Source organism: Natribacillus halophilus, from assembly GCF_900100185.1.
GTDB classification, from domain to species: domain Bacteria; phylum Bacillota; class Bacilli; order Bacillales; family Marinococcaceae; genus Natribacillus; species Natribacillus halophilus.
Window position 1 is genome coordinate 185,867 of sequence record NZ_FNEN01000004.1, and the last position, 22,101, is coordinate 207,967.

At 40.9% G+C, this 22,101-nt stretch carries 20 protein-coding genes and 1 pseudogene; 20 read left to right on the forward strand and 1 reads right to left on the reverse strand.

What is annotated here, in order from left to right; genetic code table 11:
• Positions 1–17: 17 nt before the first annotated feature.
• The 20 genes and pseudogenes from BLS58_RS07100 (at position 18) to BLS58_RS07190 (ending at position 20,293) form a co-directional block, all read left to right on the forward strand.
• Positions 18–785 carry a ribonuclease HII gene (locus BLS58_RS07100; RefSeq protein WP_090397415.1) on the forward strand — a complete coding sequence of 256 codons (768 nt, stop codon included), beginning with the start codon at positions 18–20 and terminating at the stop codon, positions 783–785.
• A gap of 45 nt (positions 786–830) precedes the next feature.
• Positions 831–1,019 carry a hypothetical protein gene (locus tag BLS58_RS07105; RefSeq protein ID WP_090397417.1) on the forward strand — a complete coding sequence of 63 codons (189 nt, stop codon included), beginning with the start codon at positions 831–833 and terminating at the stop codon, positions 1,017–1,019.
• A gap of 74 nt (positions 1,020–1,093) precedes the next feature.
• Entirely contained in the window at positions 1,094–1,462 is a 369-nt protein-coding gene (locus BLS58_RS07110; RefSeq protein ID WP_090397419.1) for a thiol-disulfide oxidoreductase DCC family protein, read from the forward strand.
• A gap of 529 nt (positions 1,463–1,991) precedes the next feature.
• The gene (locus tag BLS58_RS07115) at positions 1,992–3,065 is read left to right on the forward strand and encodes a LacI family DNA-binding transcriptional regulator (RefSeq protein ID WP_245723083.1); all 1,074 of its coding nucleotides are present in this window, start codon (positions 1,992–1,994) and stop codon (positions 3,063–3,065) included.
• Positions 3,066–3,083: 18 nt separating this feature from the next.
• Positions 3,084–4,265: a thiolase family protein gene (locus tag BLS58_RS07120; RefSeq protein WP_090397420.1), complete on the forward strand. Its 1,182-nt coding sequence runs from the start codon at positions 3,084–3,086 to the stop codon at positions 4,263–4,265.
• A gap of 19 nt (positions 4,266–4,284) precedes the next feature.
• Positions 4,285–5,025: a 3-oxoacyl-ACP reductase FabG gene (fabG, locus tag BLS58_RS07125; RefSeq protein ID WP_090397422.1), complete on the forward strand. Its 741-nt coding sequence runs from the start codon at positions 4,285–4,287 to the stop codon at positions 5,023–5,025.
• A 27-nt stretch (positions 5,026–5,052) separates the two neighbouring features.
• Entirely contained in the window at positions 5,053–5,928 is an 876-nt protein-coding gene (locus tag BLS58_RS07130) for a 3-hydroxyacyl-CoA dehydrogenase family protein (RefSeq protein ID WP_090397504.1), read from the forward strand.
• A 117-nt stretch (positions 5,929–6,045) separates the two neighbouring features.
• Positions 6,046–7,644, forward strand: a complete 1,599-nt coding sequence (locus BLS58_RS07135; RefSeq protein ID WP_090397424.1) for an acyl CoA:acetate/3-ketoacid CoA transferase — start codon at positions 6,046–6,048, stop codon at positions 7,642–7,644.
• Positions 7,645–8,382: 738 nt separating this feature from the next.
• Complete coding sequence (locus tag BLS58_RS07140; RefSeq protein WP_090397425.1) at positions 8,383–9,420, forward strand: DctP family TRAP transporter solute-binding subunit; 1,038 nt, start codon at positions 8,383–8,385, stop codon at positions 9,418–9,420.
• Between the two features lie 911 nt (positions 9,421–10,331).
• Complete coding sequence (locus tag BLS58_RS07145; protein ID WP_218126179.1) at positions 10,332–10,826, forward strand: TRAP transporter small permease; 495 nt, start codon at positions 10,332–10,334, stop codon at positions 10,824–10,826.
• On the forward strand, positions 10,827–12,098 hold the full coding sequence (locus tag BLS58_RS07150) for a TRAP transporter large permease (protein WP_090397428.1): 1,272 nt from the start codon (positions 10,827–10,829) through the stop codon (positions 12,096–12,098). It begins immediately after the preceding gene.
• 58 nt (positions 12,099–12,156) lie between these two features.
• A complete protein-coding gene (locus tag BLS58_RS07155) occupies positions 12,157–12,933 on the forward strand; it encodes an SDR family NAD(P)-dependent oxidoreductase (RefSeq protein ID WP_090397429.1) in 777 nt (258 codons plus the stop codon).
• On the forward strand, positions 12,927–13,874 hold the full coding sequence (locus BLS58_RS07160; RefSeq protein ID WP_245723084.1) for a 3-hydroxyacyl-CoA dehydrogenase family protein: 948 nt from the start codon (positions 12,927–12,929) through the stop codon (positions 13,872–13,874). Before BLS58_RS07155 ends, BLS58_RS07160 begins: the two co-directional genes overlap by 7 nt.
• A 24-nt stretch (positions 13,875–13,898) precedes the next feature.
• Positions 13,899–15,440 carry a class I adenylate-forming enzyme family protein gene (locus BLS58_RS07165; RefSeq protein WP_090397431.1) on the forward strand — a complete coding sequence of 514 codons (1,542 nt, stop codon included), beginning with the start codon at positions 13,899–13,901 and terminating at the stop codon, positions 15,438–15,440.
• A 4-nt stretch (positions 15,441–15,444) separates the two neighbouring features.
• The gene (hisD, locus tag BLS58_RS07170) at positions 15,445–16,719 is read left to right on the forward strand and encodes a histidinol dehydrogenase (RefSeq protein WP_090397433.1); all 1,275 of its coding nucleotides are present in this window, start codon (positions 15,445–15,447) and stop codon (positions 16,717–16,719) included.
• A gap of 175 nt (positions 16,720–16,894) precedes the next feature.
• Complete coding sequence (locus tag BLS58_RS18335; RefSeq protein ID WP_425433673.1) at positions 16,895–17,233, forward strand: MDR/zinc-dependent alcohol dehydrogenase-like family protein; 339 nt, start codon at positions 16,895–16,897, stop codon at positions 17,231–17,233.
• On the forward strand, positions 17,230–17,430 hold the full coding sequence (locus BLS58_RS17975; RefSeq protein ID WP_245723085.1) for a hypothetical protein: 201 nt from the start codon (positions 17,230–17,232) through the stop codon (positions 17,428–17,430). Before BLS58_RS18335 ends, BLS58_RS17975 begins: the two co-directional genes overlap by 4 nt.
• Before the next feature lie 92 nt (positions 17,431–17,522).
• On the forward strand, positions 17,523–17,729 hold the full coding sequence (locus BLS58_RS07180) for a hypothetical protein (protein ID WP_090397436.1): 207 nt from the start codon (positions 17,523–17,525) through the stop codon (positions 17,727–17,729).
• A gap of 82 nt (positions 17,730–17,811) precedes the next feature.
• A complete protein-coding gene (locus BLS58_RS07185) occupies positions 17,812–18,873 on the forward strand; it encodes a tartrate dehydrogenase (RefSeq protein WP_090397437.1) in 1,062 nt (353 codons plus the stop codon).
• 79 nt (positions 18,874–18,952) lie between these two features.
• Positions 18,953–20,293, forward strand: a pseudogene (locus BLS58_RS07190) (IS4 family transposase).
• Between the two features lie 242 nt (positions 20,294–20,535).
• Here the strand turns inward: BLS58_RS07190 and BLS58_RS07195 are convergent.
• On the reverse strand, positions 20,536–21,948 hold the full coding sequence (locus tag BLS58_RS07195; RefSeq protein WP_425433676.1) for an NAD-dependent succinate-semialdehyde dehydrogenase: 1,413 nt from the start codon (positions 21,946–21,948) through the stop codon (positions 20,536–20,538).
• Between the last annotated feature and the right edge of the window lie 153 nt (positions 21,949–22,101).

The following is a 22,101-nucleotide window of genomic DNA, read 5'->3' on the forward strand; positions in this document are numbered from 1 at the left end:
AAAGAGGTGAATGCCGCTTGGCGAAAAAATTATCCATCAGGCAAATCAAGGAGCGTCTATTCGCGGAAACTGCGCCAGCGGAAACTTGGCTGGAAGAACTGCGCGTGGATGAGCGAAAAGGGGTTCAGGAATTGCTCGTTCGTTACGAACGCATTCGTGAACGGGAAGCCCAGCAGCTGCAACAGTTTAGAGACATGCGCGTGTACGAAAGTGGGTTCAGTTTTCCGGGCGCCCAACTGGCGGGCGTTGATGAAGTGGGGAGAGGACCGCTAGCCGGGCCGGTGACGGCAGCAGCGGTTATTTTGCCTGTCGCATTTGAATTGCCGGGACTAACGGATTCGAAAATGTTAAAAGCCGAGCAGCGGGAACTTTTTTATAATGAAATCGTTACTGCCGGTGATGTTGGCATCGGGATGGCTTCGCCTGAGGAAATCGATGAGATCAACATTTATCAAGCTTCCCGTAAGGCGATGGTGCGCGCTGTAAAAGATTTAGTGCATCCACCTGACCACCTTCTGATCGACGCCATGGACTTACCGCTTGATGTTCCGCAAACGCCGCTAATCAAAGGGGATGCCAAAAGCGTGAGCATTGCCGCTGCCTCCGTCGTCGCGAAAGTGACCCGGGATACATATATGAAAACATTACATGACCAATACCCCGCTTATCGGTTTGACCGCAACGCCGGTTACGGAACGAAAGAACATCTGGAAGCCCTCGATAGCCTTGGGCCATGTCCCGTACACCGTCGCTCGTTCCAGCCGGTCTCGGCAAGAGAAGCGTAAAATCCCTGAATCCGTACACACTAAAACCAAAAGGAGGTTTTATGTGTGGCTAAGAATAAAAATTTATTGGATGTAGAAGCTAGCCAGGATTTCGTAGACAGCTACAAAGAAGAACTGGCAGGGGAATTCGGCGTTTTTCACTCGGTCCAGCAGACCGACGCGATGGCCAAGGATATGACGAAAAAAGTAAGGAAACAAAAAGACGAGGATGAAAGCGACGACCAGGGGTGTTAGTTTTTGAGCAAAGCAGGTGCGCGTTGGCGCATCTGCTTTTTCGTGGTACGGTAGCAAAAAGAGGTGGTCGTTCGATGGACAAACATGTCGTTTTTTATGATGCCGAGTGCCCGCTCTGTCGCTGGGTGAAGTTTATTTTACAAAAGCTCGACTGGCTGGACGCCGTCGACTGGTTCCCCGTGCAGGAAGTGAGCGAAGCGACGCGGGAAAAAGCCAACGCCTACAAAAATATGTATGATGAAATTTATATGCTCACGACGGATAAACAGCTTTTGACCGGCTACAACACCGTGCGTAAGCTCCTATCGTTGCTGCCGGCCACATTTCCCGTCGCCATACTGATGTATATGCCGTTCACACGCGTGCTTGGCTCGCCCGCTTATCGTTATTTTTCGAGACGGCGGTATCGGTGGTTTGGGCGGGTGGATTATGAGCGGGGGTGAGATAGGGTTCGGAAACTCGGTTTATCCGAGCAATTAACGGCCTTTGAACGCATCCCATCGACGCGATCCAAGAAACCATAATAATTGGGATTAGGGTAGATAATAGCGTCACCGTGGAGCCTAATGTGGCCATAATATTAGAATCCGATCAGTTATTTGTGTCACCCCAAGTCTATGACGCCATAAAAATTGGAATTTAAGAAATTTATGACGCCACCAAAGCAAAAAGGCGTTTAACCTTACTTACTCTATTGTCTTTCGGGGAATGGCAAGAGAAATTGAGCTGTCCACCTTTCGGCCAACTTGATCCGGAAGCCTATGACATGAAAAGGGATACGGGGTTTTTACTTAACATTGTCTTTCCGTTAGCGCCTACTCCATAAAACTGAAGTTTTAGCTCATGATATGTATTTAATGCTTTTTACATTTGACTTCTGAAAAAAATTTTTAAATATCTCTTGACAGTATGGTCTATGTAGTTTAATTTATAGTTAAACGTTTAGCTAAACGTTTTTTTAGAAAAGTATTTATGATTGCTTATAATAATGCGAAGTGGGTAATATTAGCAACGACTGTATTGAAAGTTGAGGATCACATGACTAGTATTAAAGAAGTAGCCAAAAAAGCAGGTGTATCTACAGCCACAGTATCAGCAGTTATTAATCAGAATAAGTATGTGAGTGAAGAGTTAAGGTTGCGTATAGAAGATTCAATTGAAGAGTTAAATTACCGTCCCAATCGTGTTGCAAGGAGGTTGAAAGGAAAAAAAACGAACCTTATAGGTGTGACTGTGACTGAACTGACGAATCCATTCTATCCTAATATGCTTAAAGGAATAGAAAATTTAGCTTATCAGCAGAATTATAATTTGATTTTAAGCACAACAGGGGATGATGAGGACAAAGAATATCGATTGCTAGAATCGATGCTAAACCAAGGTGTTGATGGCATTATTTTAAGCACAGTTGATAATCATGAATCTAATACACTTAAACTTGTTGAGGATGAAAACATTCCGTATATTTTAATAAATCGTGCACCAGCTCACTACAATCATAGTATGGTATGTGTCGATTCCATAAAGGTGGGAGAAACTGCAACTGAGAAGCTAATACAACTTGGCCATGAACGAATTTCTTTTGTGGGTGGCAAAAGACAAAACAGTTTTGATAGGGAAAAAGGATTTCGTAAAGCAATGAATCACCATGGTTTGAAAATTGACGAAAGCCTAATTATAGACGGGGATTATGATAGTAATAAAACTTATAAAATAGCAAAAAAATTGTATGAATTGCCTAAAGATATAAGACCCACAGCAATTTTCGCTGCTAGTGATATGATGGCTTTTGCTGTCGCAAGAGGCTATTTAGATAATGGAGCGAAAATTCCAGAAGAAATATCAATTATAGGAGCTGATAATATTCCATTTTCGAAAGACTTCCGAATACCATTGACAACTGTTGACGTCCAATCTAGGAATATTGGAAGGAGAGGGTTTGAATTATTAAATGAGCTGATCAAGAATAAAGGGAATTATTCACATCAACAAATATTATTAGATCCAAAATTGATAGAGAGATCAAGCACTTTATCAATACTATAAATGGGAGGTTTTTTTAAAATGAGGAACGTCGTAATTGTAAGCGCTGCCAGAACACCAATAGGAACTATGGGTGGTGAATTAAAAGATGTTCACGCTGCTGACCTTGGTGCAATAGCCATTAGTTCAGCTTTAGAAAGAGGAGGGGTCGATCATAACCAGGTCGATGAAGTAATCTTGGGATGTGTTGGGCAGGTAGCTGAAAATGCCTTTATTTCCAGAATGAGTGCATTGCGTGCAGGTTTGCCCACTTCATCAAATGCCTTCACCGTAAACCGCTTATGTGGGTCTGGATTACAGGCGATTAATAATGCAGCTCAACAAATCCAAACTAATCAAGCTGATGTGGTTGTGGCGGGTGGCACTGAAAATATGGATCAGCTTCCATATTATGTACGAAAAGGAAGGTATGGCTATCAGATGGGCCACGGCGAACTTGAGGATGGTTTACTGACGGCTCTTACAGACCCTTTTGGTCAATATCATATGGGTGTAACCGCGGAAAAGGTTGCCGAACGTTATGGTATTAGTCGTGATGACCAGGATAACTTTTCGATGAGAAGCCAGCAAAATGCGATAAACGCCATTGATGAAGGATACTTTAACAACCAGATAGTTCCGGTAGAAATCACTGATAGAAAAGGAAACATAAAAACTATCAATACAGATGAACACCCGCGCAGAGGAGTAAGTGTAGAAAAATTGGGTAAAATGCGCCCTGTTTTCCAAGAAGGAGGAACGGTAACTCCTGGAAACTCCTCCGGAGTGAACAATGGAGCTGCCGCTCTGGTAGTAATGGCCGAGGAGAAAGCGGAAGAGCTTGGTTTAACTCCAATGGCTTATATTTGTGAGCAAAGCGTAGCTGGGGTAGATCCGGAAGTGATGGGGTATGCACCAACCCCGGCAGTCAATAAAATTGTGGAAAAAAGTGACATTTTATTAAATGATATTGATTTAATGGAATTGAATGAGGCTTTTGCAGCCCAATCAGTAGCTGTTTTAAATGACTTAGATATTGCTGAGGAAAAGGTCAATGTTAACGGAGGAGCAATTGCACTGGGTCATCCTATTGGGGCTTCTGGAGCTATTATTACTGTAAAACTTCTTCATGAACTAAAACGAAGGAACCAAAGTCGTGGGATTTCCGCTATGTGTATTGGGGGAGGGCAAGGAATTGCGACTTTGTTTGAAATAAATCAATAAGGTTAAGGGTGGGATAATGATGGTCAATTTAGAGGGTAAGACTGCTGTGGTAACTGGTGCCGCCCGAGGACTCGGTAAGGGTATTGCGTTAAAACTTGCCGATCTAAACGCTCATGTCGTTGTGAGTGATTTGCAGAAGGACGAGGCAGAAAATACGGTAGAGATCATTCGCCAGAACGGGGGGGAAGCAAACAGTTACTTATGTAATGTTGCAAACGCGGAGCAAGCTGTGGGTCTGATCGAATATACCATTTCTACTCATAATCAGATTGATATTCTGGTGAATAATGCTGGTATTAATCGAGACGGTATGCTCCATAAAATGGATGATGAGCAGTGGCAGCAAGTTTTAGATGTGAATTTAACCGGGGTATTTAATACTATGAAACCGGCATCACAGCACATGAGAGAAAGAGAACGAGGTCGAATCATAAATATATCCTCCGCAAGCTGGCTCGGTAACATTGGCCAAGCAAACTATTCTGCAGCGAAAGCAGGTGTTGTTGGACTCACTAAAACTGCCTCTAGAGAACTTGCGAAAAAGAATATTACGGTAAATGCCATTTGCCCCGGATTCATTGATACGGACATGACACGGTCGATGCCAGAAAAGGCATGGGAAACGATGGTAGAAAAAGTCCCTATGGGGAAACCGGGGGATCCAGAAGACGTTGCCAATTGTATCGCATTTTTGTCATCGAACCAAGCGGGATACATTACGGGAGAAGTAATCAACGTAGGCGGAGGAATGGTTCTTTAAAACAACGAAGAAAGGTGATTACAGTTGATTAATCGAATTGCCGTTGTTGGTGGTGGGCTTATGGGTGCTGGTATCACACAAAGTGCAGCTGAAGCCGGTAAGAAGGTAACCCTGGTTGAGATTGATGAACAACGAGGCGAGCAACGCCTCCAAACGATAAAGAAACAGCTAAACAAAAAAGTAACAAAAGAAAGAATAACGCAAGCAGAAGCAGATGAAGTATTCGGGAAAGTCAACCTAGAAGTGGATCTTGATTCCATTCGTAATGTTCAACTTGTCATTGAAGCCGTACCGGAAATCATGGACGTGAAAAAAAATGTGTTTAAAGAAATAGACGACAAGGCACCTAAAGATGCCTTAATGGCATCCAATACTTCCGGGCTTTCAATCGCTTCCATCGGAGCAGCCACCCAACGACCAGAACAGGTGATCGGATTTCATTATTTCTATCCTGTTCCAATCATGAAGCTTGTTGAAGTCACCCCTTCAATCATGACATCAAGTAAAACAGTTAAGGATATGATGCAATTTGCTTTAGAAATTGGGAAACAACCAGTAAAGTGTAATGATTATCCCGGATTTCTCGTCAATCGCTTGTTGATTCCTATGGTCAATGAAGCCATTTTCTGCGTCATGGAAGGAGCGAAGCCCGAGGATGTAGATGAAGCGATGAAACTTGGAGCTAATCATCGTATGGGTCCTATCACGTTGGCAGACTTCGTGGGACTGGATGTCTTGCTAGCAACGATGGAAGGGTTATGCGAAGGTTTCAGTGATTCTAAATACAGGCCATGCCCACTTCTAAAGAAAATGGTAGAAGCGGGGAACTATGGTGTTAAAAGTGGTAGAGGATTCTATCAATACGATAAAAATGGACAAAAAGTAGAGCCTGTTCACAATTAAGGAGTCTGGGTAACACGTAACAGGAAGGTCTTAATGGAAATATCTCCTTGATTTACTGCTTTTCCCTTCCATGTAGCTTTATATGACTTCTTGAATCGTTGGTATGGAGGTATAAGTATGAAAGGAAAGAAAATTGAGCCTTATGATGTTATTAAGAATATAAAAGATAGAGATACTTTGGCCGTCTGCGGCTTTACCCTTATGGGTGCATGCGAGGATATTTTGCGGGAGATTGAATCAAACTTTCTACGGGAGGGTTCTCCAAATCACTTAACCCTTCTTCATGCGGCAGGCCATAGTGATCGGGAAAACGGGATAGAGCATTTAGCCCATGAAGGTCTTGTAGAAAGAATTATCGGCTCACACTGGGGATTGGCACCAAAATGGGGGGACCTAATATCTGCGAACAAAGTCGAGGCACATTGTTTACCACAAGGGCAACTGACTCATTTATTTAGAGACACATCTGGTGGAAAACCGGGCACATATTCAAAAGTTGGTCTTGGAACTTTTATTGACCCACGTTTAGAAGGCGGCAGAGTCAATGAAAAAGCGTTGCAAAAAGAAAGCTTAGTTGATGTCCTTAAAATCAAGAATGAAGAGTATCTTTTCTATAATCAAGTTCCCATAGATGCTTGTATCATCCGTGGAACAACTTCTGATGAATTTGGGAACATTACAATGGAAGATGAAGCGCTCAAATTGGAAACACTTTCTGTTGCGCAATCGACAAAAAGGTATGGTGGTTTGGTCATCGTTCAAGTAAAGAACTATGTAAAAAGAGGCACGCTTGCTGCGAAAGATGTGATTATTCCGGGAACATGCGTTGATTATATTGTTGAAACGAAAGATGAGGAAAACAATCACCGCCAAACGTCCGGGTCTTTTTATACACCAATATATACTGGAGCAAAAAAAGCTCCGGATCAGGAAATGGAGCCCAAACCGTTAAATGTAAGAAAAGTCATTGGACGCAGGGCTGTTCAAGAATTGTTTCCCGAGGCTATTGTAAATCTTGGTACTGGTATTCCTGGAGATATGGTCGGTCCCGTATCTAGTGAAGAGGGCATTCTTCAGTATATTAATCTAACAGTTGAATCTGGAGCTATCGGCGGCATCCCCCTCGGGGGTACGGATTTCGGAATATCAAGAAGTCCGGAAGCGATTATTGAGCATGCCAATCAATTTGATTATTATAATGGCAGAGGAGTTGATATCACCTTTATGGGGGGCGCTGAATTTGACCGTATCGGAAGTGTCAACGTCAGTAAATTCGGAAAGGTAACAACAGGTTGTGGTGGATTTATAGATATTACCCAAAATGCCAAGAAAGTCATTTTCTGTTCAACCTTTACGGCAAGCGGTTTACAAGTTGCCATGGAGGGTGGGGAACTTCGGATTACTCAAGAAGGCAAATTTATAAAATTTGTCGACACCTTAAATCAAGTAACTTTCAGTGGAGATTATGCAAGAGACCAAAAGCAAGAGGTACTTTATGTAACGGAACGGGCTGTATTTAAGCTGACAACGGATGGAATCATGCTTACAGAAATTGCACCGGGAATATCCCTTGAAGAAGATATATTAAAGCAAATGAAATTTCGACCATTGATACACCCCCAAGTGAAGAAGATGGATAAAAGTCTATTTCAAAAGTCTTCCATGGGATTTAAAAAAGAATTTATGAAAAAAAGTGAACAACTAGAAAGGATATAATCATTGAAAGCATTCAATCAAGGGTCTGTTCTATTCATCTCTCGACGTTTATCTTTGAACATATGGTTTAACCTAAAATGATTACAGTATGATACTTCTAACTCTATCAAGATGGGAAGCGTAAGTATATTACTATGAAGAAACTAGAAGAAACTAGAAGAAACGTTTAATGATAGGCTTACTATACAGCAACTATAAAATATACTGTTCTGATTTGTATTTTAGGGGAGATGACTAGCACATCACCTGGGATCGATATTGTACGAGGAGGGTAAGAAATGAAAAACAGGAAATGGTCTATAATTACTATTGTACTTCCAATAGTGTTTATGATAACCGCTTGTGGCGAAGGGGAAGTTGATTTTGGGTAGGTAAATTAATGCGTGAAGATCCTTGAACAGAATTCGGAAACGACTAAGCCATTACATCTAATATCTTTCAGCAAAAAAGTGTAGGCAAAAAAATCCGCTTTTATAATATAGCTAAACGTTTTGCTAGAGACAGGAATCGTGGGCAATGGGAGTGGTGGCTAGGGTGGGTGTGAATTTGGATAGCTAAAACTATCAAGCGATTATTGAACACCAATATACGCATGATTATAACAATGAACGGAGTTGTTTATGGGAGGTGAAAAAATTGAAGGCAAGGGTAATGTGAGAAAAATTGGCACATTGAATTACTTGATTGCAAGGGTTTTGTTCGCAAATATGCACAAAAATATTAAGGAGGATAAATATTATGAAGCATTTCAAAAATTCACGAGACGTAATCGTGGCAATTACATTACTTTTGATAATTTCCGCTTGTGGAGATAGCGAGGAAGTAGAAGGTGACGAGGGAGATGGGGAAGAAAACGGGGACGAAGAAGAGCAAGTTATCGATGTGAGTTTGCCACTAGGACCAGATTCGCAACAAGGAATAGGGGTTCTAGAATTTGGAGAAGAACTTGAAAATCTAACAGATGGCAGGCTGTCAATTGAACCTCACTACGACAATGCCCTCGGAGCTGAGAGAGAAGTAGTAGAAGGAATGGGTGTAGGGACAGTAGACGCAGGGATTTCGTCAACTGGACCCATTGGTGGTTTTGTGGATGAGTTTTTACTCTTTGATCTTCCTTACATCTTCGATAATAATGAGCATGTGTATGCCTTTTTAGACAGTGAACATGGTGATGAACTCGCGCAGAGGTTGGAAGAAGATGCGAATGTAAAGGTCTTGGCTTGGATGGAAAATGGATTTCGATATAACACAAACGATGTAAGACCTATAGAACACCCTGATGACTTGCAGGGTATAGATCATAGAACCCAGGAAAGCCAAGTCCAGGTAGATACATGGGAAGCATTTGGAGCAAATGCTACACCAATGGCTTGGGATGAGGTATATACTGCCCTCCAGCAAGGGGTTATGGATAGTCAGGAGAATCCACTACCTACGATTTATGACATGAACTTTTGGGAAGTACAGGATTATTTGAACTTAACTCAACATGTGTATTCACCAGCTCCTCTAATGATGGGATTAGATTTATTTGAATCCTTCTCTGAAGAAGATCAAGAAGCTATTATAGAAGCGGCACAACATGCATTGCCAATACAAAGAGAGGAAAGTATGAGACAAGAAGAAGAGTTTGTAGCTGAGTTAGAGGAGGAAGGTATGGAAGTAACGGAACCAGACTTGGAGCCTTTTGAAGAGGCCGCAGAGCCTGTAATTGAAGAGTGGGCTCCAACGGTCGGTGAAGATCTTGTAGAAGCTGCTCTTAACATGGATTACTAAATACGAGAGGAGACTATTCTCTTATCTCACTAGTGGCAGTACAATAGAAATCCTAAATATATCCATGTAGTCATAAGAGTTCGCTGTCAGATAGTGATAGTGTGATGACCGTAGAGAGTCTGTAGAGAATCTGAGGAAAATACCCGAACAGATCATGACAGGAGATTATGTGTAAGGCTGTACAAGAAAAGATCGTGTAGTTTAGTGGCAGTGTTGTGAAGAACAAGGGAATCCAGCAGGCCTTTGTATGGTGGACTGGACAGACAAATAGAGCGAGGAAAACCCAATGGTCTGCTGGTAGAGTTTTACTGAATGATACTACCTCCAAGTATTAAGTCCTGCGCTACACGAGCAAGTGCTTAGGAACAGTAAAAGCAATACGAGGTGAATTACTTAGAAAATGATAATAAGAAATTATGAGGTTATAATGAATTCTATGGCGTAGTCGAAGAAATTTCAATGTCTTTATCAAGTCCATGAGACAAAAGTTGAAAGTTGGTAAGCAGTCCGATTAGGAAGAAAATGTAAAACGAGAAGATAAAGATCTATGAATCAAAAGTTTATTTCTGTCACTCTGAAATATTGATGCAAAATTCCCCGAACTATGCTCTAAGGGGATTTAGGCTATATCAATGACATCTAGAGTGTAGTCGAGTGTAGTCTATAGAGTGGTTCATGAAAAACAAATAAGTAGAGAGGATCGAGGAGTGATATAGAAGCGAGATCATAGAAATTGCTGAAAACTACCCTGCAGGGGAGTTTTGGGAGGCCGTATCTCACCCCTTCGGAATATTCCGAAAGTGTGTGCTCTCAAGTGTCCTACGAGGTAGCTTCCATCAGACACCCGTGAATTATTGAGAACTAACGAGCATGTTGGAGAAAATCTTATTATATTGAGGGAGGAATCAAAATTGAAAACCGTCTTTTCAACTTACAACTCCATAATCGATAGGGTAAATAGAATTGCTGGATGGTTTATAGCTATCTTGCTAGTAGTTATGACAATTTTGATTTCTTGGCAAGTATTTGCACGTTTCGTTATGGGCTCACCGTTGGAATTTTCTGAGGAAATTGCAAGATTTATAATGATATGGCTGACTATGATTGGTGCTGCTTATGCATATAGAAAAGGAACCCTAATATCTGTAGATGTGCTGATTGAATTTACTGGTCGAAAGATTACCAAGTCACTAAACATACTTGTGCCATTTATAAGCATTATTTTCGCGTTAGCGCTGATTATTTACGGTTTCGATCTACTTGACAGAGTATCTTCGCAAACAGCGCCAAGTACTAGAATATCTATGTTTTGGCCAAATCTAGCCATACCTATCTCAGGCATCTTAATATTATTTAACTCCATTGCTTTGATCATTGATGAATTCATAGAGAAAGGAGATAGTTAAATGGCGAGTTTACTTTTTATATTATTGGGAGTGTTTTTGCTTTTAGGAGTACCTATAGCTTTTGCTTTAGGGTTAGCATCCGTAATAACAGTTTGGCAGGGTGACTTTACTCAAATGGTGGTCGTAGTCCAGCAAATATTTAACTCAATCAATTCTTTCCCCTTAATGGCTATCCCGTTTTTTATTTTAGCTGGATACTTAATGCAAAGTGGAGGAATATCAGAGCGGCTTATAGGCTTTTCTAATACCTTAGTAGGCAATATATCTGGAGGGCTAGCAATTGTAGCAATAATTACATCTATGTTTTTTGCAGCTATTTCCGGTTCAGGAGCGGCAACAACAGCAGCAATCGGGTCTATTTTAATTCCAGCTATGGTTACAAAAGGATATGACGAAAAATTCGCTGCTGCAAACCAAGCTTCTGCAGGTGCATTAGGAGTAATTATTCCACCGAGTATTCCATTAATTCTCTACGCAGTATCAGCTAATGTTTCAGTAGGAGATATGTTTATAGCAGGGATATTACCAGGAATCCTAGTAACAATGTCGTTAATTATATTTGCTTATTTATATTCTAAAGTAAAAGGGTACGTAGGTGTAAAAAAAACCTCATTTAAAGAAATCTTTATAGCAGGTCGAAAGGCAATTTTGGCACTGTTTATGCCATTCCTAGTATTAGGAGGTATTTATGGAGGTATTTTTACACCGACAGAAGCTGCAGTCGTTGCAGTAATCTACGCTTTTATTGTAGGAGTTATTATTTATCGTGAAATCAAGCTTAGAGATATCATAGAAATATTTCGAAAATCCGCTAGTATGACGGCAATTATACTAAGCGTTATAGGAACAGCGGGTTTATACGGTTATATTATGCAAAATCTTCGTGTGCCTAATATGATGTCAGATGCAGTAGTTGGAACAGTTGCAAGTCCGATAATTTTTCTTTTGTTGTCTGCTGTTCTTCTCCTTATTGTCGGTATGTTTATAGAAGCAGCAGCAGCCATTCTCATATTTGTCCCTATTCTTCTACCAATTGCTGTCGAATTTGGTGTTGACCCTGTGCATTTTGGAATCATTATGGTGGTTAATTTAGCTATGGGGCTATTCACACCTCCAGTAGGATTAAATTTATTTGTGGCTTCACAAATTTCGAATGTAAGTATTGGGAGATTAACAACAGCAGTGATTCCTTTTGTGGCTATTCTACTAATTAATGTGTTGATTATTAGTTTCATGCCATTTTTGTCAACTTGGCTTCCTTCCTTGAGATGAAAGATTAGGGTAAGATGACACAAGAAATAAATATGATTCAAAGAGAGGATGATATAATTTGTACAGTAATTGGAACTTTAAAGAATCATTGAAAGATTGTAGTGTTCTTGTAACGGGTGGATCAAAAGGGATTGGTTATCATTCTGCTCTAGCATTTGCTGAAAACGGTTCTAAAGTAGCTGTTTTAGCTAGAGATGGTAAGGATATCCAAGAAGCTGTACGATTACTGAGAAAAACAGGTAATGAAAATATAGTTGGAATTCAGGGGGATATTTCTAATCAGGAAGAGAATAAGCAGATACTTCAAAAAGTAGTAACAGCATTTGGTAGTGTTGACGTGTTGGTTAATAGCGCTGGAATAAATAGACCTAAAAGTACCCTAGAAATAACAGAAGAAGATTGGGATCAAATTTTAGATATAAATTTAAAAGGAGCCTTCTTTTTATCACAAGAAGTATGTAATCAAATGGTTCAACAAAAGAGTGGAAAAATAATTAATATATCTTCACAAATGGGACACGTAGGTTATTACGGAAGAACAGCTTATTGCGCTAGCAAAGGTGGTTTGGAACTAATGACAAAGGCAATGGCGGTCGAATTAGCTGAATACAATATTCAGATAAACACGGTTGCACCAACGTTTATTGAAACCTCACTTACTGAAGAGTACTTTAAAGACGATTATTTTAAAGAAAAAGTAATAAACAATATTCCATTGAAGAAGATAGGCAAACCGAAAGATGTGGTAGGAGCTGTTCTATATTTGGCTTCGGATATGTCTAATTTAGTAACTGGAACGTCATTAAAAGTAGATGGTGGGTGGACCGCTTGGTAGTTAGTAATGAAGTGGAAGAAAATGTGGTAGTCATTGGTACGGGAACTATGGGATCATCTATTGCCCTGAACTTCGCGTCTTCAAACATTCAAGTAAAAATGTATGGAATAAATAATGAAGAAATTCACAAGGCTGTGAGATTAATAAAAGAAAAAGTCATGTTTTTGTATCAATCAGAACTAATTTCGAAGGCAGATGTTGAAAGCATACCCAAAAATATTATCTCTACTACCTCTCTTTCATATGCTCTAAAAAATTCATCTTTTATCATTGAAGCAGTACCAGAAAATTTAGAGTTAAAGCAAAGCCTATTTCATAACATAGAGATGCTATGCAGTAGGGATGCGATAATTGCTAGTAATACCTCGAGTCTAAAGCCAACGGAAATAAGTAAAAAACTAGAATTTCAAGACCGTATAATGGTTACTCATTTTTGGAATCCTGCACACTTAATTCCTTTAGTAGAGATTGTTAAAGGAGAACATACATCAGAAGAAGTTGTAGAACGGTCGATGAAATTGATGAAGCAGATAGGAAAGCAAGCGATAAAAGTGGAAAGGGAAATTACAGGGTTTGTCGGTAATCGACTTCAGTATGCGTTGTTTCGTGAAGCCCAGTATTTACTAGAAAATAAAGTCGCTTCTGTTGAAGATATTGATACTGCAGTCGAAACAAGTATAGGCCGAAGGCTAGGAGAAACTGGCCCTTTTAAAACTGCAGATATGGGAGGGTTGGACGTATTTAAATCGATTTCAGAATATATCTTTCCAGATCTAGCGATTGATAGATCCCCATTACCAAACCTACACAACCATGTTGCCAAGGGTAATTATGGACAAAAAAGTGGCAACGGTTATTATAAATGGTCCCAAGATTTTAATGATGAAATGAATGCGAAAAGAGAAAAAGAATTAGTTCGTTTTCTAAAAAAGGATAGATAGGTTTTTTAGGGAGGGCATAAGAAAGTGAAAAAATTATATGATGAAGAAATTGTCTGGGAAATGTTTAATCAAAAAAAATCGATCTCTAATTTAAATCACTTATTTTCTATGTCTGCGGAAAATAATAAAGATGGTCTAGCGTTTAAACAAGATGATCGAACATTAACGTATAATCAAACCAATTATCATTGCGGGAATATAGCTAGTTATCTACTGGGAACTTTAAAAGTTAAAAAGGGAGACAGAGTGGCAGCGATGATGTCTAATTCCATCGAATATGCTTGTCTCGTTTTTAGTTGCATTAAAATAGGTGCTGTTTTACTTCCATTAAATGTTAATCTCAAAAAAAATGAATTGCAATACATCTTAAGTGATGCGCAACCAAAAGTATGTATTGTAGATATTGATTTGGCTGATAATCTTCCAAGGAATAATGATTGGGAGATACTCTATAGCAGAGATTTATTATTATTAAAAAAGCAAAAAACTATAAAAGCTCCAGATATAATTATAGATAAAGAAGATCCAGCTTTCTTAATTTATACATCAGGGACCACAGGGAGACCAAAAGGTGCGCTTCTACATCATGGAGGCGTCATTCACAGTGTATTGAACTACTACCATTGTTTTCAAACACATGCTAGCACTAAAACAATTATAGCAGTACCGCTATTTCATGTAACTGGTTTAATCGGTCAGCTAATTCATGTATTCTTTGCAGGGGGAACCTCTATAATTTTAAAAAGGTACCAAACAAAGCCTTTTATTGAAAAAATGATAAAAGAACAAGCTGATTTTTTATTTAATGTGCCAACTATTTACACTATGTTGATTTCGACCATGGAAAAGGAAAAAATATCAAGCGTAGCGCACGTGCAAACCGTGGCTTTTGGAGGTGCGCCTATGCAAACTTCTCTTTTTAATAAAATTAAAGCAATTTTTCCAAATGCCTATTTACACAATTGTTATGGAGCAACAGAAACCTGTTCACCAGCTACCATAATGCCACGTAATTTTTTAGAGTCTAAAGTAGAATCAGTAGGATTGCCAGTTTCTCAAGCTAAGTTGAAAGTTATAAATAACGACGGAAAAGAGTGTGAGCCAGGAGAAACTGGCGAGCTATTAATAAAGGGTCCGATGATTATAAAAAAATACTGGAATTTTGAAGAGGCTAACCAAAAAAATTTTATTGAAGGATTCTGGTATTCTGGTGATTATGCTTCTATTGATAAAGATGGATATGTTTATATTAAGGATAGAAAAAAAGATATGATTAATCGTGGTGGAGAAAATATCTATTCAATAGAAATAGAGAATGTTTTAAGTAGATATGACGAAGTAGATGAAGTTGCAGTCATAGGGATTCCTCATTCTTTGTACGGGGAAGCAGTAAAAGCATATATAGTGCCAAAATCTGACAATCTTAATCTTGAAGATATCCAAGAATTTTCTTCTAAATCATTAGCAAAATACAAAGTTCCGGAATTCATTGAAATTGTGGATGAACTTCCAAAAAATCCTGGGGGAAAAGTTTTGAAATCTCAATTAAAAAAAGGGAGCGTATAGATCAATGACAATTTTTCTAAAACAAGGAAAAACAAATTCGGAAAAACGAGCAGCTGACACGAAAGTTCAGGAAGCAGTAAGCGAAATCATTCAAGAAATTGAAGAACGTGGTGATACAGCTGTCAGAGAACTCTCGGAAAAATTTGATCAGTGGTCTCCGAAAAACTTTCGTCTTTCTAAAGAAGATATTGATACCGCGATTGCTGAATTACCGGATGATGTTATCCATGACATCAAATTCGCACAAGAGCAGATAGAAAATTTTGCCAATCATCAACGTGAATCGATTAAAGATATCGAAGTAGAAACCCATTCAGGTGTATTCCTTGGGCATAAAAACATACCGATTAACAGTGTCGGCTGTTATATACCTGGTGGACGTTATCCAATGGTTGCGTCTGCTCATATGAGTATTATCACAGCAAAAGTGGCTGGTGTAGAACGTGTGATTGCATGCACCCCTCCGGCAAACGGAAGAGTTCCATCTGCTACTGTCGCTGCCATGTATATGGCAGGGGCTGATGATATTTATTTGTTAGGTGGCGTACAGGCGATGACAGCCATGGGGGTAGGAACAGAAACAATAGATTCGGTAGATATGATAGTAGGCCCCGGTAACCCCTTTGTAGCAGAAGCGAAGCGTCAACTTTTTGGACGTGTTGGCATTGACTTATTAGCAGGCCCTACAGAAGTCCTAGTGATTGCTGACGATACAGCCGATGTGGAAATGGTAGCAACTGATATTTTGGGACAAGCAGAGCATGGTCCCACGTCTCCAGGCGCATTAATCACAACGTCTCAATCCTTGGCTGAATCACTGGAAGATGAGATTTCTCGACAATTAAATACATTACCTACGGCAGATATTGCAAGGATCGCATGGAGAGATAATGGTTCAATTATAATAGTTGAAGACAAGGAAGAAGCTGTTTATGAAGCTGATAAGCTCGCCTTTGAGCATGTCGAAGTAATCACAGAAGATCCAGAGTATTTCTTGAATAACCTCACGAACTATGGAGCACTATTCCTTGGTCCTGAAACAAATGTTGCTTACGGTGATAAGGTTATAGGCACAAATCATACCCTTCCTACAAAACAAGCAGCTAGATATACCGGTGGGCTTTGGGTTGGTAAATTTTTAAAAAACTGCACGTATCAGAGGGTTACCCCAGAAGCTAGCGTGGAAATTGGTAGGTATGCTGAAAGGCTATGTGATTTGGAAGGGTTTATAGGGCACAGAAAACAAGCTTCTTTACGTGTTCGCCGTTATGAAAAGTAGATCAGTGTTTTAACAGCGCTTTACAATTGATTTTCTTTAGCTAACTTTTTGACATTTTATTAGGTTTTTAACTGTCCTTCTCGTGTTGTCTTTTTAAGAAGCGGCAGCGATATATATCACAAATCAAATCGTCTATTATGCGCTGAACGATCGAGCGAATATCAAGCCTGGTGAAGTGCTGCTCGTCCACACCGGTTCCGGCGGGCGTGGGTTCCGCCGCCATACAACTAGGCAAAGCCGTCGGCACCCGTGTAATGCTACCGCGGCAGTGCCTGAAAAAGTCCAAGTATGTAAAGATTTAGGCGCCGACATCGCCATTGATTACAAAGCCGCCGATTTCGTCGATATTGTCAAAAAAGAACAGACGGTCGGGACGCTGATATCATCTTTGATCCTGTCGGAAGCGATACGTTCGATCGTTCCCGTAAATGTATCGCTTTCGCCGGGCGCATCCTGGTGGTCGGCTTCGCCGGCGGACGGATTCCGGAAGCACCCACCAATCACGCGTAGGTGAGAAACTATTCGATCGTCGGCGTTCACTGGGGGTATATTGCTAGACTCTATGAAGAAGAGATGGTGCGCATACATCATACCCTTTGTGACATGTACGATGAAGGCCAAATTAATCCGTTGATTTATGAGCAGTTCTCTTTTGATGAAGTTCCACATGCCTTATTGGGGATCGGAAGACGTATGGAAAGTTGGTTGTAGATGTGAGGTAATGAAACGACGTTTCCCGCTCTCTGGCAATACCCTCTCACCAAGTGATATGATGAAAGAAGATCACAAACGGAGGGTTTACCTTGAGTGTTCAATATTATGTACAGGCCTATTTCAAATGGCTTTTTGGCGTGTTTTTTGGAGCGATAATATTAATCGTGGTGAATTGGACCTTAACCGATAATATGGAAGGGATCGTGTTGGCGATTATATTATTTGCGCTCGTCGGGCTGCTCTATCCTTTTTTGCAATTATATATGGAAAAGAGGAAAAGCCAAAAGGATGGGTGATCGTTTGTTGCTCGCCCCTCTACCATTTATTAGTTTTTATAGTAGAATTCTTAATATTTTTATAAAAACGGAGGCGTACACAATGAAAACATATAAAATAGCATCAATACCCGGTGACGGGATCGGAAAAGAAGTTGTTCCCGCTGCCATAAGGGTATTACGTGAGGTGGAAAACATACATGGCGGACTAAAATTTGAAGTTAGCGAATATCCGTGGGGAAGTGAATATTACCTGGAACATCAACAGATGATGCCGGAGGATGGTTTGGGTACTTTAAAACATTTTGACGCTATCTTTCTAGGCGCGGTCGGTAACCCGGACATCGTGCCGGATCATATTTCTTTATGGGAATTACTCATCAATATTAGACGTTCTTTTGAACAAGTCATTAATATCCGACCGGCGCGAACATTTGCAGGTTTGAGCTCTAAATTGGCTAATTCCGAAGATTTCGACTTCATCGTTGTCCGCGAAAATAGCGAAGGGGAATATAGCGAGGCAGGAGGCACGATTCACCAGGGGGGAGACAAAGTCGCGATTCAAAATGCGATTTTTTCCAGAAAAGGTACAGAACGAGCCATGAAGTTTGCCTTTGAATTAGCCGAACAGCGCAGGAATAAAGTGACGAGCGCGACGAAATCCAACGGGATCTACCACACTATGCCCTTTTGGGATGAAGTCTTTAAAGATGTCTCCGATAATTTTCCTGAGGTCCAAACAGAAAAGGAACACATCGATGCCCTCGCTGCCTCTTTTGTCACCCGTCCGGAAAGGTTTGATGTAATTGTTGCGAGCAACTTGTTTGGTGATATATTAACAGACATAGGTGCTGCCATCATGGGAAGCGTTGGGATTGCGCCTGCGGCCAATATCAATATGAATGGAAAATATCCATCCATGTTTGAACCTGTCCATGGTTCGGCGCCTGATATTGAGGGAAAAGGGATGGCCAATCCGATCGGCCAAATTTGGACGGCAAAGATGATGCTCGATCACTTCGGGGAAACCGAAATAGCCGATCAACTACTGACGGCGATCGAAAGCGTGATTCGAAAAGGTATCGTCACACAAGATATCGGCGGTAAAGCGACGACGACGGAAGTGACTGATGAAATCATCCAACAGTTAGCTGAGGTAACATAATATGAATATTGTAAACATCGATGAAAAACCCGTGCCGATTAGCAGCGATATTCGTAATGCGTTCATCGATTTCAGCAAAATGAACGTCTCGATAGTCGAACTGCGATCAACGTTTCAAGAGTTAAAAATGCTCAAACACCTGCGAAACGCTGGCATTACGAAGTCATTCGGCTTTTCTTGCGGATATCTTTTTCAGTTGGTCTTCTGTTTAATTTTTGAACATCAAAACTGGTTTCAATTTCTTGAAAGCAAGAAATCGGATGAGTCTCCAGCTAAGGACACGGTTTATCGATTTTTGGACGAACCCACCTTTGCATGGCGTCGATTTCTTCTCTTTCTGAGTGCCCACACGATTGGAAAAGTGACAAGGTTAACCCGTCATGATCGGCCAAAAGTGTTTGTGCTAGACGATTCCGCTTACGATCGCAACCGAAGTAAAAAGGTGAAATTATTAGCCCGTTGTTTTGATCATGCTTCTCAAAAGATGCGCTATTACAAAGGGTTTCGAATGCTCACGTTAGGATGGACAGATGGAGCAACCTTTCTGCCTGTCGACTTCTCGTTGCTCAGTTCTAAAAAATCGTGTATCAACGGCATTTCTGGTCACATTGATAAACGGACCTCTGGTTATAAAAGACGACTGGAAGCCCTGCAATCAGCTCCAGAACAAATTCCGAGCATGCTTCAAAGAGCGACGAAAGCAGGCATTGATGCCTCCTACGTACTGATGGACAGTTGGTTTACACAGCCGCCATTGATCCAAGCCATCACGGAACAGGGCCTCGACGTCATCGGCATGGTCAAGAAAATGAAACAGCGTTATATCGTGGACGGCAAGCAGGTTGATTTAGAACAACTCTACCGCCTCGCTGTCCCAAGAACCGGGAAAAAGGCGTTGCTTCGCTCCATTCATACAACGATGGCCAACGGGGTTCCTGTCAAAGTTGTTTTTGTCCGCAATCGAAATAAAAAGAGTGACTGGCTGGCGATTCTGAGTACAGATTGTACATTAAGCGATCAGGAGATCATCCGCATTTACGGCATGCGGTGGGATATTGAGGTGTTTTTCAAAACGAGCAAGTCCCTTTTAAAGTTGCAAAAAGAGTTCCAAGGGCGCTCGTATGATTCCCTGATCAGCCATACGACCATTGTTTTCGCTCGATATATCGTACTGGCATGGCAAAACCGATGCAGCACCGACCAAAGAACGCTTGGCGGTATGTTTTATGACGTCTGTGATGAAGTGAGTGAGCTCGATTGGGCCGTAGCTCTCCAGCAGCTTATCGAGCTTCTTGAAGATGTCTTCAACAACAGCAACAAGAAAATGAAAACATTCATCAAAAGTCAACTCTAACAATGGATCGCGGGTCTACCCAATTATATCAAGGTGTACATGCCTTATTTGGGCTGCGAAAGTTGAGTTATTTATCTATCTATAGCTAAAAGTGATGCAGTGACTCAGTGATGCATTGTTAATTTTCTTAAATATACTCCTTATCGAGCAGCTATTCACAATAAATCTCAAAGGGATTCTGTAAAGTGGAGATAATATGGGGATTTTTGGTGTATCATCAAGATAAAACACTCGGGGGAGCTAGAAGCATTGGTGTTAAACTGCTCGCTAGTACTCCCCCGTAAGTTGTATGTCGCTTTTACATAAATCTAAACGCCTATAGAAATATACTTCACTTCCAAATACTCTTCAATTCCATGGTGACCACCCTCTCGTCCTAGACCACTTTCTTTCATTCCCCCGAATGGCGCCTGCGGCACAGAAGGAAGCCCGTCATTGACGCCTACGATGCCGTACTCCAATCCTTCACTCACACGTACGGCTTTACCGATGTTTTCCGAAAAAACATAAGCTGCTAAGCCGTAGGGGGAGTTGTTTGCTCGCTGAATGACTTCTTCTTCAGTTTGAAAAGAAGCAATGGGTGCGACGGGACCAAAGGTTTCTTCATTCATGCAAAGCATGTTGTCGGTGGCCCCAGATATAATGGTTGGTTCAAAATATTGGCCCTCGTTTTCCACGAAGCTATTTCCGCCGATTAATACCTCTCCACCTTTTGCAGCCGCATCATCTAGATGATTCTGGACTTTTTCAATCGCTTGTTTATTAATCAATGGGCCGAGGTCAACGTTTTCTTCTAATCCGTTTCCTGTCTTTATATTTGCAACGGCAGCTTTGAATTTTTCGCTGAAAGTTTCAAGGACCGATGCTTGTACATACACCCGGTTCGTACAAATGCACGTTTGTCCTGAATTTCGGAATTTAGAGCCGATTAGCTGTTCCACGGCTTTGTCTAAATCCGCATCTTCCATGACGATAAACGGTGCGTGTCCGCCAAGTTCAAGCGACACCTTTTTAACCGTTTCAGCGGCTCCTTTCATTAATTGTTTTCCAACTTCAGTGGAGCCTGTAAAAGTGATCTTTCGGACACGTTCGGCCTCAATCCATGTATCCCCGATCTCTTGTGGATTGCCGGTGATAAAATTGACTACTCCTGCAGGGATTCCGGCTTCTTCAGCGAGTTCTGCCAATTTCAAAGCAGTCAGAGGTGTTTCCTCTGCCGGTTTAATTACTGCTGTACAACCTGCGGCGAGGGCCGGAGCCACTTTACGGGTGATCATCGCTGCCGGGAAGTTCCATGGGGTGATAGCTGCCACCACACCGACCGGTTGTTTTTGGACAAATATTCGTTTATTCGTGTGAGAAGCGGGAATAGTCTCGCCGTAAATTCGCTTGGCCTCTTCGGCATACCACGAGATAAAACCGTTGGCATACCCGACTTCACCGATCGCTTCATTTAGAGGTTTTCCTTGCTCCATGGTCATGATTTTTCCAATTTTTTCTTTGTTTTCTTCGATTAATTGATGCCATTTAGCTAAAAATTGGCTGCGTTCTTGAGCCGTTAATACGGACCAGGTTTCAAATGCAGCATGAGCAGCTTCTACGGCTTGCTCTGCTTCGTTCCTGCCGCCGTTCGGCACCGTTGCGATCACTTCCTTCGTTGCAGGATTAACGACGTCGAAATGCTCCAGTTCTTCTCCCTGCCAGTGGTTGTTAATATAAATTTTTTGATTCATGCTTATACCCGCCTTTTCTTTAAAGAATTATAAAGTACCCTCACTCTTTAACTTTGAATGCGTATTCATAACTAATTTCATTATAAACATACAAGGTCAAAAAGTAAATATGTCAATAATTAACGCAAGTAAGCTCTTACA

Excerpts from the sequence above, each read along its gene's own strand:
- BLS58_RS07110 (WP_090397419.1), top strand. The coding sequence starts at position 1,094 with ATGGACAAACATGTCGTTTTTTATGATGCCGAGTGCCCGCTCTGTCGC.
- BLS58_RS07115 (WP_245723083.1), top strand. The coding sequence starts at position 1,992 with ATGATTGCTTATAATAATGCGAAGTGGGTAATATTAGCAACGACTGTA.
- BLS58_RS07120 (WP_090397420.1), top strand. The coding sequence starts at position 3,084 with ATGAGGAACGTCGTAATTGTAAGCGCTGCCAGAACACCAATAGGAACT.
- fabG (WP_090397422.1), top strand. The coding sequence starts at position 4,285 with ATGGTCAATTTAGAGGGTAAGACTGCTGTGGTAACTGGTGCCGCCCGA.
- BLS58_RS07135 (WP_090397424.1), top strand. The coding sequence starts at position 6,046 with ATGAAAGGAAAGAAAATTGAGCCTTATGATGTTATTAAGAATATAAAA.
- BLS58_RS07140 (WP_090397425.1), top strand. The coding sequence starts at position 8,383 with ATGAAGCATTTCAAAAATTCACGAGACGTAATCGTGGCAATTACATTA.
- BLS58_RS07150 (WP_090397428.1), top strand. The coding sequence starts at position 10,827 with ATGGCGAGTTTACTTTTTATATTATTGGGAGTGTTTTTGCTTTTAGGA.
- hisD (WP_090397433.1), top strand. The coding sequence starts at position 15,445 with ATGACAATTTTTCTAAAACAAGGAAAAACAAATTCGGAAAAACGAGCA.
- BLS58_RS07185 (WP_090397437.1), top strand. The coding sequence starts at position 17,812 with ATGAAAACATATAAAATAGCATCAATACCCGGTGACGGGATCGGAAAA.